Here is a 14069-nt window from a genome sequence, read left to right on the forward strand (position 1 = left end):
ATCAATTACTTCGGCTCAAACCAGTGCGGAAAGTGCGGCCTCCGCTTGCGCTATGGCCTCTGGCGTTCCGACCGTCAGCCAATGCCCGACCATGGGCATACCATAAAGACGGCCTTCAGCGATGGCCTTATCGAAATATCGATTGAGCGACGCCACTTCAGGCTTTGCACCTGCAAAAATGCGCGGGTGAATGATACCTGCCCCGGCATAGATCAGTGGCGTTCCCGCCACATCGCGGGCACGGCGCAAACGGCCTGCATCATCAGCGACGAAATCGCCCTTGCCTTCGAAACCGGTGGCTTGGTCGAGCCCCGCCGTCATCAGCAGGATATCCATACAGGTATCGTCCCAGGCTTCGCTCAGGGCTTCGAGATTGGGCTTCGTCGTGTCGCCTACCCAGAACGTATCGGCGTTCAGAAGATAGAACGGTGCCGTTCCCAATAGCGGCAACGCCTTGACGATGCCGCCTGCGGAATCGAGCAACAGATCGCGCTCGTCTGAAATGACGATATGTGGCTCCGCCCGGTCAGCGAGATAATCATCCAGTTGGTCGGCTAAATAATGGACATTTACCACTGCGTTGGGCACACCAACTGCTTCAAGCGCGTCCAGACCCCAGTCGATCAGCGGCTTTCCCGCGACTTGGACCAGCGGCTTTGGAATTGTCTCGGTGATGGGGCGCATACGCTTTCCAAGCCCCGCCGCCAGAACCATGGCCGTCTCAGGCATTTTCATTGCGCACTAGCCCTTCCTGCATCAACCCCAATTCGCGGAACCACGCCGCCACAGGCGCCATGACCGGATGAACAAGCACACGCCCGAGATAATCATGGATGCGCGGCAGATGGTTGAGATAAGCCGGTTTGCCGTCGCGCTCATCAAGCCGCACAAAGAGACCGAGCAGCTTGGCATTGCGTTGCGCGCCCATGGCCGCATAGGCCTTGCGGAACAGAGCTTCGTCGAAAGCATGGCCCAAGCTGCGGCGCTCGTCGCAATAAGCGGCAACGACCGCCTGCTCCAGTTCGACTGAGATGGTCACGCGCGCGTCGAGCGCCAGCGAGGCCACGTCATAGGCAGCAGGGCCGATCATCGCGTCCTGAAAATCGATGGTCCCGATCCTGTCCTTGCCTTCCGCTTCCGGAAACCAGAATAGGTTCGGCGAATGATAATCGCGCAGCAAAAGGCTCTGTTCGACATCGGCAATATCGGCAATCACCTTGTCCCACGCAGCTTCGTAAGACTGCTTTTCAGCATCGGTCAGTTGCCGCCCCATCATACGCGGCGCATACCACTGCCCGACAAGGCTCACCTCAATCATCATGGCATCGCGGTCGAAGGGCGCAATGAGATGATCGGGGTAGCCATTAAGCGGCACGCGGCTTGGCCAGTTCACGCCATGCACATGCGCGAGAAAGCGCCCTGCCGCCTCATAGCGTTCCGCCACCGGCTCACCGGATTCAGCACGCACGCCCTCAACGCCCAGATTTTCCAGAACCAGAAAACCTGCGTCCAGATCAGCGGCCCGCATTTCGGGCACGCGAAAACCATGCGCGGCCAAAAGCCCGTCAATGGCTGCGAAAGCCAGAATATTTTCGGCAAGATGCGCTATCTGCCGATAGGTCTTGCCGTCACGCAATGGCGGATCATAGGGCATCTGCGGCGCATTCATGAGAATTTCGACGCCATGCGCAGTGCGGATCGTTTCATATTTGCGCGGAGATGCATCGCCTTGCAGATAACGCCGCTCGGCACCCTGTCGGTCGTGACGGTCAAGGAAAGCGCGAATGGCCAGCGAACGCTCCAGACGGCTGATCGCCGCCTGCGGCCCGTTAATGGCGATGCGCCGCCCTGCCCCTTCATGCGAAAGCGTGACCGAGAAATTTGCTTCGGGCAAAAAGCCCTCGCCGCGCTCCGGCCATTCGGAAAGCACAACGCCATCATCCAGAAATTCGACCAGTCCCAGCTCGTCGAGTTCTTCGCCGGAAGACAGGCGATAAAGATCGGCATGAGCGACCGGTAGACGAAGCGCATCGTAGCTCTGCACCAGTGTGAATGTCGGGCTTGGCACTTCCAGCCCCGGATCGTCAGCAATAGCGCGGATTATTGCGCGCGCCAGCGATGACTTCCCCGCCCCCAGATCACCGGAAAGCGTAACCAGATCGCCCTTTTGCAGAGCGAGAGCGAAGTCCTCGCCAAACCGGAGTGTGGCGGCTTCATCGGGCAGGTAGGATTCGAGAATTTGGGTACTCATAGGTACCGTTTACCTTATTCGGCAGCAACACGGAAGCTGCGTGTCTCCGACGGGAAGCGGCAAATCACGGTCGTTCCCCTGCCCGCACCGGTCTCGATATCGACCTTGCCGCCATGCAGCTCTACGAAGCTTTTCACGATGGCGAGGCCAAGCCCCGCACCACGCTTGCGCCCGCCATTCGGATAGGACTGGAAGCGCTTGAAAACGGTATCCAGCACTTCCGGCGGCATGCCATGCCCGTCATCATGAACAGAGAACACCACTTCGGACCCTTCACGGGCAACCTGCAAGGTGACAGTCGAGCCTTCCGGCGCGTAATTGGTCGCGTTGGACAGAAGGTTGAAAAGCACCTGCCGCACGCGATTGGCATCCGCCTTGAAGACATCGACATCGTCGGCGATATCGACATCAAGGCCGATATCATGGTCGCGCAGACGTTCGCTTACCCGCGAGGCAGCAGCCGAAATCGCTTCCACCACCGAAACGTCGCCGATCTCCAGCTCCATGATGCCAGCATCAACGGTCGCAAGATCAAGAATATCGTTCACAATGGTCAGCAATACCGAGGAAGACGTGCTGATATGCTCCAGATATTCGACCTGACGCTCGTTGAGCGAGCCGAAAGACGGGGTCTGCAACAGTTCGGTAAAGCCGATAATGTTGGTTAGCGGCGAACGCAGCTCGTAGGAGACGTGTTGCACGAAATCGTTCTTGATCTGGTCCGCCAGTTCCAGCGCTTCGTTCTTTTCCTTCAGGGCGCGCTCAACGCGCACCGTATCGGTCACATCGATGAAGGTGAGCATGGTCTGCCCCTTGGGCAGCGGCACCACGGCGAAGGACAGGATCACACCGTCATCCAGCTCCACCTGCCCCATGCGACCGTCACGCTGGTCGAGGAAGCCGGTCACCGAGGACACGAAATCGTCCCAGAGACCACTTCCGCCGCGTTCGCGGCAAAGCTTTGAAATCGTGGAGATATGCGTGCCCACCACGACCATGGCGGCAGGCAATGACCACAAATCCGCAAAGGACGGATTGGACAGGCGCATGCGGCCATCGGAGCCGAACACCGCCACGGCTTCGGCCAGATGATCGAGCGTCTCGCCCTGAACCTTGATCAGCGTATTGTAGCGACCTTCGAGTTCGAACTTTTCCGTCATATTCTCGAAGAACCAGGTCACACCGCCTTGCGGATGCGGATTTGCCACCACGCGCATCGTGCGCGTATCCGGCAGATGCCACATGTGCTCCTGCGGCTCGACGGCGCGATAGGCGGACAGCATGCCGTCCTTCCATTTGCGCCATTCCGGCTGTTCCGGCAGCTTGCCTTCGGACCGCAAGCGGTCGAAGAGCAAGGTGTTGCTTGGCTGGGTTTCCAGCCAGGCCGTATCGAGCGACCAGAGCTTCGCAAAAGCCTGATTGAAGAACTGAAGCTTCATTTCGGGATCGAAAATCGCCACCGCCGTGGAGAGTTGATCCAGTGTTTCAGCGTGGCTCTTCAGCGTGCGGCTCAGTTCTTCGCGCACCTGCTCGACTTCGCTCAGATCGAAGCCTAGACCGGCGGAACCGCCCTCGGCGCTCACATCGGTCACATCGAAAATTCGGCGATCGCCGCGCACAACTGTCGGTAGTTGCTCATGCAGATTCGGCTCGGCAAAACGATCGCGCTCCAGCCGGATCCGCGCCTGCGCGCCGAAAAGCTCACGGCCTTCTGCAATCGCCTGGCTGGTATCGGGCATATCCACAGCGCGCGCATAGGCCTGATTGACCCATTCGATGCGGCCATTGCCATCGCGAACCCAGACTGGTTGCTCAATGCGTTCCAACAGGCGACGCAGGAGTTCAACCCGTTCCGACAACTCGCGGTTCTGCGCCTGAAGTGCGGCACGTTCCGCCTGAACGCCTTGCAGGCTGAAGAAGCGGGCGACGGCCAGACCGCCGGACGTGCGGCCATACACATCAAGCAGCGTGCCGTTGTTGGTTTCGACCGTCAGATCGAAGGTGCGCGCATGTTCGCGCAGCGACGCAACAGCACGTTCCAGTGCCGTCACCGACTGCGGACGCAGCCAGCGACCGAAAGCCAGAAATGCCGAGCGATCCTGCGGCGCACCGCTATCATCCGGCAATTGCCCTACCACATCAGCCCGCATCGTATGACCGTCCCAGACGACGATCCGCTGATCCTTGAGATTGAGAAGCGCTTCATTGCGCTGCGCAGTGAGACTCAGATCGGAGAGTTTTGAGCGCAACTCCTTGTTTTCATTGGCAGCGCGCGAACGCTCGCGAATGAGCCAGCCAGCAGAAAGCAGCGCCGCGCCCATGGCGCCGACAAACATGGAAAACTGGATAACTTCGAAAGCGCCGACGCTGCCGCCGCCAAAAGGCAGCTCGATGCGCGCGCCATCAGCGCCCTGCGCGAAAGCAGGCATTGCGGCAAGAACGGCGGAAACTGACACGGTCGCCTTCAAAACGACCTGCCGAAGCGGCTTTGCAATACAAGCGAGGGCAACCGTCAGGCTTCTGCCTTTTCCGATTGTGGAGTTGCCCCGGGCCTGATCCGGTAAGCCGACTTCTGGCATGTTTCCCTTTTCTCCGCCACCCGACTGCACAATCCGTAAAAAACGGACGCGCACCCGCATTTCAAACACTTCAACGTCTCGACTGGCCATCGCGCACCGCCACAGTGCCCAATAGCCAAACGCGTTTCAGGGACGAAGCGACCAGTCGCTTCCCGCCGAAACCGGCAAAAAACGCACTACGCGAACACCCGCCAAAACACATTGTTTCCTCGCATGCCCGGACGCCAAAACCGCAATACACTTTTGCCGGGAATGCTTTTGATTCGTCTTCACAATACCCTTCCGACGAATCCACGTGAAGCGTGTCGCGCGCAAAAAGAAAGATCGGACAGCCTGTCAACTGCCCGATCTCAACATGTAGTAGAATGCTTAACCTATGGTTAATATCTGTAGTGTTCCGACTTGAACGGGCCCTGTGGAGTGACGCCGATATAGGCAGCCTGTTCCTCAGAAAGCACAGTCAGCTTCGCACCCAGCTTGTCGAGATGCAGGCGTGCGACCTTCTCGTCGAGATGCTTCGGCAGAACATAGACTTCGTTCTTGTAGGCTTCCGGACGCGTGTAAAGCTCGATCTGGGCCAGCACCTGGTTGGTAAAGGAAGCCGACATCACGAAGCTCGGATGGCCGGTCGCGTTGCCGAGATTGAGCAGGCGGCCTTCCGAGAGAAGGATCAGGCGCTTGCCATCCGGGAACTCGATCAGATCGACCTGCGGCTTGACGTTGGTCCATTTCAGGTTGCGCAGAGCGGCAATCTGAATTTCGTTGTCGAAGTGGCCGATATTGCCGACGATGCACATGTCTTTCATCTTGCGCATGTCGTCCAGCGTGATGACGTCCTTGTTGCCGGTCGTGGTGATCACGATATCGGCGGTCGGAGCAGCATCGCTGAGCGTCACGACTTCAAAGCCGTCCATGGCGGCCTGAAGGGCGCAGATCGGATCGACTTCCGTCACCTTGACGCGTGCGCCAGCGCCAGCCAGCGACTGGGCGGAGCCTTTGCCGACATCGCCGTAACCGCAGACGACGGCGACCTTGCCTGCCATCATCACGTCGGTGCCGCGACGAATACCGTCGACCAGCGATTCCTTGCAGCCATACTTGTTGTCGAACTTCGACTTGGTCACGCTGTCATTGACGTTGATAGCCGGGAAGGGCAGGAGACCCTTCTTCTGCAGCTGGTACAGACGATTGACGCCCGTGGTGGTTTCTTCGGTCACGCCCTTGATGGCATCGCGCTGCTTGGTGAAGAAGCCTGGCGTCGCAGCCATGCGCTTCTTGATCTGCGCGAAGAGAACTTCCTCTTCTTCCGAACCCGGGTTCGACAGAACGTCTTCACCAGCTTCAGCGCGCGCGCCGATGAGGATGTACATGGTGGCGTCGCCGCCATCGTCGAGGATCATGTTGGACGGCTGGCCATCCGGCCACTGGAAGATCTGGTCGGTATAGGTCCAGTATTCTTCAAGGGTTTCGCCCTTGATGGCGAAAACCGGGGTGCCGGTTGCAGCAATCGCAGCGGCGGCATGGTCCTGCGTCGAGAAGATGTTGCACGAAGCCCAGCGCACATCGGCGCCAAGGGCCTTGAGCGTCTCGATCAGAACGGCCGTCTGAATGGTCATGTGCAGCGAACCGGAAATGCGTGCGCCCTTCAGCGGCTGCGACTTGCCGAATTCCGCGCGCGCGGCCATCAGGCCCGGCATTTCGGTTTCAGCAATGTCGAGTTCCTTGCGGCCCCAGTCGGCCAGGCTCAGATCCTTGACGACGAAATCTTGGCTTGCGGTCATCGCGTGCTCCAATCAAAAACAATTCCGACACGGCAATGAACCCGGTTCGGAATGGCGTTGTAGACATGGTTCTGGAGCGGAATATCGTCGATAAAAGCCGCTCCGGCTGCCGCTTTGACTAGCAGATCGCGGGCCGAAGCACAACTTCATATAAACAAATCTTTATACGTGCATATCGAACAATTAGCCGATTGCCGGTTCCACCACGGTCAAATCGAGATTGATCCCAAGAATTTCCAGCATTCTGCGGAATTCCGACGCCGGATAGGCCGTGCTTTCGGTCACCAGCGCTATGGTCTGCCCGGAACCTTCATGCGAGGAGGGAAGAGCCGACACGACGCTATCCGCCGGGTCGAGAAACAGCCAATCGGGACGCGCTTTCTCGAAGAACGGTCGCAGCCAGGGCAGATGCGTGCTCGACAAAGTCAGAACATCGACATGCGGATGCTCCGCCACAATAGCGTCGCAGAAGCGGGCAACGTCCGCGGCTGTTTTTGCCGGGTCTGACAGAAACAACCCGCTTTCCACAAGCTCGACCATGGGAGAGGCATTGATGAGACTAACCTCGGCCGATCCAGTCGCTTGGGTACGCACAAAAGCGCTGAGTTCAGCGCTTTCAATCATCGAACGCACGCCCATGACCGCAACATGGCCACTGCAGCTGGCTGCAATCGCCTCCCGAACGGGTGGCGCAACCCCATAGACCGGAACAGCAAACCGATCTTTCAATTCGTCCAGCACCATGATCGACGGCGCGTTGGACGCCAGAACGACGCTCTCCGCACCGAGAGCGATCAGATAGTCGATTGTGCTGCGCATGATGGACAGCAGCTCGTTTCGCGTTTTCCCGCCATAGGGAAAACGCGCCCGATCTGCAAAATAGATGATGTCACGCTGGGGCTGTCGGCGTCTGATCAGCTCAACCAGCGCATAGCTTCCAATGCCTGCGTCAAAAACCGCGACAGGCGCGGCAAGGCTGTCCAATGAGGTCAGCATTCCTCGCCGAACTTGTCGGCAATCAGTACCTGCAAGGCGTTGAGCACGGTTTCGGCTTGTTCGCCGGACGCGCTGACCTCGATGCAGCAGCCGGGCGAGGCGGCCAGCATCATCAACCCCATGATGGAGGTGCCACCAACGGTCATGCCGTCCTTGGACACGCGGACATGCGCATCATAGCCATCGACGAGCTGGACGAACTTGGCGGAGGCGCGGGCGTGCAGCCCGCGCTTGTTCACGATCTCAAGCGACCGGGAAATGGCAGTTTCGGGATCATATTCGCCAGTAAGGGTGACGCTGGACGGCATATATTACTTTCCTGTCAGAACCTGACTTGCGACGTTGATATATTTGCGCCCCGCATCCTGCGCCTCGCGAAGCGCAGTCTTGATATCCCCCCCGACCCGCACACTGGAAAGCTTGATCAGCATCGGCAGATTGACGCCTGCGATGACTTCAATCTTGCCTTCCTGCATGACCGAAATGGCCAGATTGGATGGAGTTCCACCGAACATGTCGGTCAGGATGATGACGCCGCTGCCATTTTCGGCGCGTTCGACGGCTTCGACGATATCCCGCCGACGCTGCTCCATGTCATCTTCCGCACCGATGCATACGGTTTCGAAATTATCCTGCGGGCCTACCACATGCTCAACGGCATGAAGAAACTCTTCGGCCAGCCTTCCGTGCGTAACAAGCACGAGTCCGATCATACTATAAAAGCTCCCGTCGCGCGCCCGCCGCATCACCCCGCCAGATGATCAGATGGCACCTGCTTTGTTCCAGTACGATCATTCCAAAAAACCTGTGCCGTTTTAAGGATCGTACTGCAGCCGGAACCATGCCGGCGAGTTGTGCATCTTGGCAGGGCAAATCCTGATAGCAAGTGAAAAATATCTACCCCGCCTTGAAAAAAGCAAAATGCCGCAGCGGTGTGAAATCTTCATCGAATCGAAACCATCATCGGCTCAGCGATTCTCCGGCGACCATGGTTCGTAGAATAAAGTCGCCTCAATCGCCCGCGATAGCGCGTTGGAATCGCCATTTGACGACAGGGATGGCAGAAGCAACCGTGGCAGATCGATAGCTTCAAAGCTCCAGCTTCCACCGCCGGGATAGCGTTCCGCCTCTTCGCGAGCCACGAGCCAGATCACCAGATCAAGCGTGGCGCTGGCGACAAAAGGCACCCTGAACAGACCCGCACCGCGAATCTCCACACCACCCGCCAGGGAGGCGGGTGCGCTGGCGATGAGACGATTGTCGTCAGCACGCAGCATCGTGCGATCATCGCTGACGAGAAAAGCCTGTTCGCCGCGAAGGGAAGCGCGCTCGACAAGCGTCAGCGCGAGTTCAGTCTTGCCAGCGCCCGAGCGGCCCATGATCATCACGCCCTTTCCGCGCAATTGCACGGTGGTGGCATGCAGGCCGCTCCTGGCTTCTTCCGGGGTCATGCGCTGGCCGGAAGATCGACGATGAAACGGGCGCCCCTGAATTCATCCGGCTTGGCCGGATCGACAATGTTCTCGGCCGTCAGCGTACCGCCATGCGCTTCGATGATCTGACGGCTGATCGACAGACCGAGGCCGGAATTCTGGCCGAAAGCTTCCGAAGCCGGGCGATCCGTGTAGAAACGCTCGAAAATTCGCTCGATATTCTCGATGGGGATGCCCGGTCCATTATCCTCGACCAGAACACGCAGACGGCTGCCTTCGCCCTGCAACGTCACGACGATACGTCCGGTATCGTCCGGCACGAAGGAGCGCGCATTTTCAATCAGATTACTCACCACCTGACCGAGCCGCAGATCATGGCCGGCGACATAGAATGCCTTTTTGCCTGCGGGCAGCTTGCCGGTGTTGAAAATGATTTCCGTACCGATCTTGTTGCGACGCACTTCGCGCGCAGCAGTCACAAGATTGGTGAGCAGCGTCTTCATATCCACTCGGTCGATATGTTCGCGCGCCAGTTCGGCATCAAGACGGGAAGCATCCGAAATATCGGTGATCAAGCGATCCAGACGGCGCACATCATGCTGGATGATATCGAGCAGGCGCTTGCGCGATTCTTCGGACTTGGCGAGCGGCAAGGTCTCCACCGCGCTGCGGAGCGAGGTGAGGGGGTTCTTCAGCTCGTGACTGACATCGGCGGCAAAGCTCTCAATGGCTTCAATGCGCGTATAGAGCGAATCCGTCATCTCGCGGATGGACGTGGAGAGGTGACCCACCTCGTCCTGACGTTCCGAGAAATCGGGAATTTCGACACGGTTCTTGACACCATGGCGGACACGATCCACTGCGGCTGACAATTTGCGCAGCGGGCTTGCAATGGTCGATGCGAGAAAGAGCGACAGGATCACCATGACCAGCGCAACGACGCCGAACACGCGGAAGACCGCCATGCGCTCGCCCTGCACGATCTTGTCGATATCATCACCCTCGGTCGACAGCAGCAGCACACCCAGAATGGCGCGCGACCGCTGGACGGGAACCGCGACCGAAACCACGAGTTCGCCCTTCTCGTTACGCCGCTGCGCTGTTTGCGGAGAACCCGTCAGTGCCTTGACGATCTCGGGGAAGGCAAGACCGTTACCGCCCGGTTGTTCCTGATAGACAGGCAAGCCGCCGCCAAAGAAGAAACCGGTGAACCATTGGCTGAAACGCTCCCAGAGGCCCGGGGTCTCACCATCGATCGGCGGTAGGGGATAACTCAGCACCGGGCTGGAGGATGGAAAGCTCGGCGAATAAAGCGCGCGCGAATCGAGCAACATATTGGCGTAGCGATCATAGATACGCGCACGCGTGCTGGTCGGCGAAATCAACCGGCGCAACAGCGGGGAAACCTTTTCAGGATTGATCGGGAATTCCCAATTGTCGGGAGAATCGGGCGAGGGGGTCAGGCTTTGCCCGGCTTGCAGCTCCAGAAGTTTTTCCGGATCGACCATCAGCGAGTTGGTATCGATCGTTGCCGAGGCTGAAATCGCCGCAGCGATGATCTTGCCCTGGGTTAGAAGGCTTTCCACCTTCGCGTCGATCAGTCCCTCGCGGAACTGGTTCATATAGAGAATGCCGGAGACCAGAACGCCAAGCGCCGCAAGGTTGAGAAACAGGATGCGGCGCGTCAGGCTCGAAAAGAGATATTGGCCGAGGAACTTGCGAAAGGGCGCAAACAAGCGACGCCAGAACACCGAGCGCTGCCGCCGTGCTCTGCGCTCGCGCAGGTTCGCTTGCAAATTTGCCTGCAAACTCGCCTTCGGGCTTTCGTTCCGGGTCTCTGCGACCATCTCGCTTTGGTTACTCGTGCTAGAGCACATCCCGAAAAGTGTGAAACGGTTTTCGGACAGGATGTGCGTCAAATATTCCAGATCAATGCCGGGATATCGCACCCGGCACTGGCAATTTTAACCTATCAGGCTTCGCGGAAGCGATAGCCGACGCCATAGAGCGTTTCGATCATCTCGAAGTCGTCGTCAACCACCTTGAACTTCTTGCGAAGGCGCTTGATGTGGCTGTCGATGGTGCGATCATCGACATAGACCTGCTCATCATAGGCCGCATCCATCAAGGCGTCACGGCTTTTCACGACGCCGGGGCGCTGTGCCAGCGAGTGCAGGATCAGGAATTCGGTGACCGTCAGCGTGACGGGCTCGCCCTTCCAGGTGCAGGTATGGCGTTCCTGATCCATGACCAGCTGACCGCGTTCCAGCGACTTGGATGGCTGACCCGCAGGCTTGGCCGTACCGTCGCGGGCAGCGACGCGGCGCAGAACAGCCTTCACACGCTCCACCAGCAGACGCTGCGAGAACGGCTTGGTGATGAAATCGTCCGCGCCCATCTTGAGACCGAAGAGTTCGTCGATCTCGTCGTCCTTCGAGGTCAGGAAGATCACCGGGAGATCGGACTTCTGGCGCAGGCGGCGCAGAAGCTCCATGCCATCCATACGCGGCATCTTGATATCGAAGATCGCGAGATTTGGCGGACGCGCCATCAGACCATCAAGAGCGGAAGCGCCGTCGGTATAGGTTTCAACCCGATAGCCTTCCGACTCCAGCGCAATGGAAACGGAGGTCAGAATGTTACGGTCATCGTCGACCAGCGCAATTGTCTGCGTTGCCGAGGCTTCCTTCATGCGGACCCTTCTCCTTCATGTTTTGCCAGGGCATGCATCCCATTGGAGCATTGACCATCTGGCATTCCACCCGGCGCAACCGGCTGGAGGGCGGTTCGAAAATCGAGCGCCTGATTTGCACATCGATACTATTATAGTGATGCAGCTTGTGCAGTACAAATTAGGTACAAAATGTGGCGGCTCTGTAAGAAGCCGTGAAACAGGCTTTGGCGAATCATTCTTTGGTTAATGCTCGTCCAGATTGTATTCCACAAATAATACACGCGAAAACGCAATAATTAAACGATTTAAAAAAAATTCAAAATTTTTAAACCGATTAAATATTTGAATTGCCGCAATTAATCTGTTTCTGACTCCCCACTCCTCCGAGAACGGAAAAACGGAGGCCAGATTTATTTGTCAAACCAAATGGCGGAGACACCATGAGAGAGACCGGCATTCACAATACGGCCGCTTCCATTGCCACTTCGGGACTGAAGGAACTCTCCGCAGTCTTTTATAACCTCGGGCCTGCTCGGCTTTATGAGGAAACCATCCGCCGTGGCGAAGCCGAACTGACCGCACAGGGCGCGCTTGTCGCCCGCACCGGCCAGCACACCGGTCGTTCGCCGAAGGACAAGTTTGTGGTCCGCGACGCCAATACCGAAGATCAGGTCTGGTGGGACAACAACAAGCCGATCACCCCGGAAGCCTTCGAGCTTCTCTATGCCGATTTCATCGAGCATGCGAAGGGCAAGGAGCTTTTCGTTCAGGATCTCATCGGCGGCGCAGATGCCGACAACAAGATCAACGCCCGCATCGTGACCGAATATGCCTGGCATTCGCTGTTCATCCGCAACCTGCTGATCCGCCCGGCCCAGGAAGAGCTTGCTTCCTATGTGCCGGAAATGACGATCATCGATCTGCCGTCCTTCAAGGCCGATCCGGAACGTTATGGCGTGCGCACCGAAACGGTGATCGCGGTCGATCTGACCCGCAAGATTGTGCTGATCGGCGGCACCTCTTATGCTGGTGAAATGAAGAAGTCGGTATTCACCGCGCTCAACTATCTCCTGCCTGCCAAGGGCGTGATGCCGATGCATTGCTCGGCCAATGAAGGTCCGAACGGCGACACCGCCGTCTTCTTCGGCCTGTCCGGCACGGGCAAGACCACGCTTTCCGCCGACCCGACGCGCACGCTGATCGGCGACGACGAGCACGGCTGGGGCGAGCATGGCATCTTCAACTTCGAAGGCGGCTGCTATGCCAAGACCATCCGTCTTTCCGCCGAAGCAGAGCCGGAAATCTATGCCACGACGCAGCGTTTCGGCACGGTGCTGGAAAATGTCGTTCTCGACGCCAACCGCCAGCCGGATTTTGACGATGGTTCGCTGACCGAAAACACCCGTTGCGCCTATCCGCTCGATTTCATCCCGAATGCATCGAAAACGGGCAAGGGCGGCCAGCCGAAGAACATCATCATGCTCACCGCCGATGCTTTCGGTGTGATGCCTCCAATCGCCAAGCTGACCCCGGCGCAGGCCATGTACCACTTCCTGTCCGGTTACACGGCAAAGGTTGCTGGCACCGAAAAGGGCGTCACCGAACCGGAAGCAACCTTCTCGACCTGCTTTGGCGCACCGTTCATGCCGCGTCACCCGTCGGAATACGGCAATCTGCTGCGCCAGCTGATCGCCGAACACAAGGTCGATTGCTGGCTGGTCAATACCGGCTGGACCGGCGGCGCCTATGGCACCGGCAAGCGCATGCCGATCAAGGCAACCCGCGCGCTTCTGGCTGCGGCTCTTGACGGTTCGCTGAACAATGCGGAATTCCGCGTCGATCCGAATTTCGGTTTTGCCGTTCCGGTTGAAGTGCCGGGTGTGGATACGTCCATTCTCGACCCGCGTTCGACCTGGGCCGACAAGGCTGCCTATGACGCACAGGCCAAGAAGCTGGTCGACATGTTCGTCACGAACTTCGAAAAGTTCGAACGCCACGTCGATCACGAGGTCAAGGACGCAGCACCGGCAATCCGCGTCGCTGCTGAATAAAATCGCTCAGAGATACTGAGGCCAGAATACTGAGGAGGGAGAGAGCCCGGCCAGCGCGCCGGGTTTTCTTTTGCACTCAATTCCACCTCCCACATTGGCGCGCATGGTTTTCTCCGCATGCCCTTGCTCCAAAACCGCTTCGCACTTTGGGGGGCATAACTTTCTCCGCATGCCCTGATCCCAAAACCGCTTCACACTTTGGGGGCATGACTTTTTCCGCATGCCCTGATCCCAAAACCGCTTCGCACTTTTGGGGGGCATAACTTTCTCCGCATGCCCTGACCCCAAAACCGCTTCGCACTTT

Annotated in this window: 11 protein-coding genes; 1 reads left to right on the top strand and 10 read right to left on the bottom strand. The window is 58.2% G+C overall.

Annotated elements, in window-relative coordinates; all coding sequences use genetic code 11:
- Positions 1–15: 15 nt before the first annotated feature.
- From FGI60_RS04345 to FGI60_RS04395, 10 genes are all read right to left on the bottom strand, one after another.
- A complete protein-coding gene (locus FGI60_RS04345; protein WP_138784089.1) occupies positions 16–735 on the bottom strand; it encodes a nucleotidyltransferase family protein in 720 nt (239 codons plus the stop codon).
- Positions 722–2251: a tRNA (adenosine(37)-N6)-threonylcarbamoyltransferase complex ATPase subunit type 1 TsaE gene (gene tsaE, locus FGI60_RS04350; RefSeq protein WP_138784090.1), complete on the bottom strand. Its 1530-nt coding sequence runs from the start codon at positions 2249–2251 to the stop codon at positions 722–724. Before tsaE ends, FGI60_RS04345 begins: the two co-directional genes overlap by 14 nt.
- 14 nt (positions 2252–2265) lie before the next feature.
- A complete protein-coding gene (locus tag FGI60_RS04355) occupies positions 2266–4830 on the bottom strand; it encodes a sensor histidine kinase (RefSeq protein ID WP_138784238.1) in 2565 nt (854 codons plus the stop codon).
- A gap of 380 nt (positions 4831–5210) precedes the next feature.
- Positions 5211–6611 carry an adenosylhomocysteinase gene (gene ahcY, locus FGI60_RS04360; RefSeq protein WP_138784091.1) on the bottom strand — a complete coding sequence of 467 codons (1401 nt, stop codon included), beginning with the start codon at positions 6609–6611 and terminating at the stop codon, positions 5211–5213.
- Between the two features lie 183 nt (positions 6612–6794).
- Positions 6795–7607, bottom strand: a complete 813-nt coding sequence (locus FGI60_RS04365; protein ID WP_138784092.1) for a glutamate racemase — start codon at positions 7605–7607, stop codon at positions 6795–6797.
- A complete protein-coding gene (locus FGI60_RS04370; RefSeq protein WP_078337652.1) occupies positions 7601–7915 on the bottom strand; it encodes an HPr family phosphocarrier protein in 315 nt (104 codons plus the stop codon). The genes FGI60_RS04365 and FGI60_RS04370 overlap by 7 nt, the downstream gene beginning before the upstream one ends.
- A gap of 3 nt (positions 7916–7918) precedes the next feature.
- Positions 7919–8320: a PTS sugar transporter subunit IIA gene (locus FGI60_RS04375; protein ID WP_078337651.1), complete on the bottom strand. Its 402-nt coding sequence runs from the start codon at positions 8318–8320 to the stop codon at positions 7919–7921.
- Between the two features lie 255 nt (positions 8321–8575).
- On the bottom strand, positions 8576–9058 hold the full coding sequence (locus FGI60_RS04385) for an HPr kinase/phosphorylase (RefSeq protein WP_138784093.1): 483 nt from the start codon (positions 9056–9058) through the stop codon (positions 8576–8578).
- A complete protein-coding gene (locus tag FGI60_RS04390) occupies positions 9055–10887 on the bottom strand; it encodes a stimulus-sensing domain-containing protein (protein ID WP_138784094.1) in 1833 nt (610 codons plus the stop codon). The genes FGI60_RS04385 and FGI60_RS04390 overlap by 4 nt, the downstream gene beginning before the upstream one ends.
- A 125-nt stretch (positions 10888–11012) precedes the next feature.
- On the bottom strand, positions 11013–11732 hold the full coding sequence (locus FGI60_RS04395) for a response regulator transcription factor (RefSeq protein ID WP_078337648.1): 720 nt from the start codon (positions 11730–11732) through the stop codon (positions 11013–11015).
- Between the two features lie 422 nt (positions 11733–12154).
- Between FGI60_RS04395 and FGI60_RS04400 the strand changes: the two genes are divergently transcribed.
- Entirely contained in the window at positions 12155–13765 is a 1611-nt protein-coding gene (locus FGI60_RS04400; protein WP_138784095.1) for a phosphoenolpyruvate carboxykinase, read from the top strand.
- Positions 13766–14069 lie beyond the last annotated feature (304 nt).

It is taken from the genome of Brucella haematophila, assembly GCF_005938105.1.
GTDB lineage: Bacteria > Pseudomonadota > Alphaproteobacteria > Rhizobiales > Rhizobiaceae > Brucella > Brucella haematophila.

Excerpts from the sequence above, each read along its gene's own strand:
- FGI60_RS04365 (WP_138784092.1), bottom strand. The coding sequence starts at position 7,607 with ATGCTGACCTCATTGGACAGCCTTGCCGCGCCTGTCGCGGTTTTTGAC.
- FGI60_RS04385 (WP_138784093.1), bottom strand. The coding sequence starts at position 9,058 with ATGACCCCGGAAGAAGCCAGGAGCGGCCTGCATGCCACCACCGTGCAA.
- FGI60_RS04400 (WP_138784095.1), top strand. The coding sequence starts at position 12,155 with ATGAGAGAGACCGGCATTCACAATACGGCCGCTTCCATTGCCACTTCG.
- FGI60_RS04355 (WP_138784238.1), bottom strand. The coding sequence starts at position 4,830 with ATGCCAGAAGTCGGCTTACCGGATCAGGCCCGGGGCAACTCCACAATC.
- FGI60_RS04345 (WP_138784089.1), bottom strand. The coding sequence starts at position 735 with ATGAAAATGCCTGAGACGGCCATGGTTCTGGCGGCGGGGCTTGGAAAG.
- FGI60_RS04390 (WP_138784094.1), bottom strand. The coding sequence starts at position 10,887 with ATGGTCGCAGAGACCCGGAACGAAAGCCCGAAGGCGAGTTTGCAGGCA.
- FGI60_RS04370 (WP_078337652.1), bottom strand. The coding sequence starts at position 7,915 with ATGCCGTCCAGCGTCACCCTTACTGGCGAATATGATCCCGAAACTGCC.
- FGI60_RS04375 (WP_078337651.1), bottom strand. The coding sequence starts at position 8,320 with ATGATCGGACTCGTGCTTGTTACGCACGGAAGGCTGGCCGAAGAGTTT.
- FGI60_RS04395 (WP_078337648.1), bottom strand. The coding sequence starts at position 11,732 with ATGAAGGAAGCCTCGGCAACGCAGACAATTGCGCTGGTCGACGATGAC.
- tsaE (WP_138784090.1), bottom strand. The coding sequence starts at position 2,251 with ATGAGTACCCAAATTCTCGAATCCTACCTGCCCGATGAAGCCGCCACA.
- ahcY (WP_138784091.1), bottom strand. The coding sequence starts at position 6,611 with ATGACCGCAAGCCAAGATTTCGTCGTCAAGGATCTGAGCCTGGCCGAC.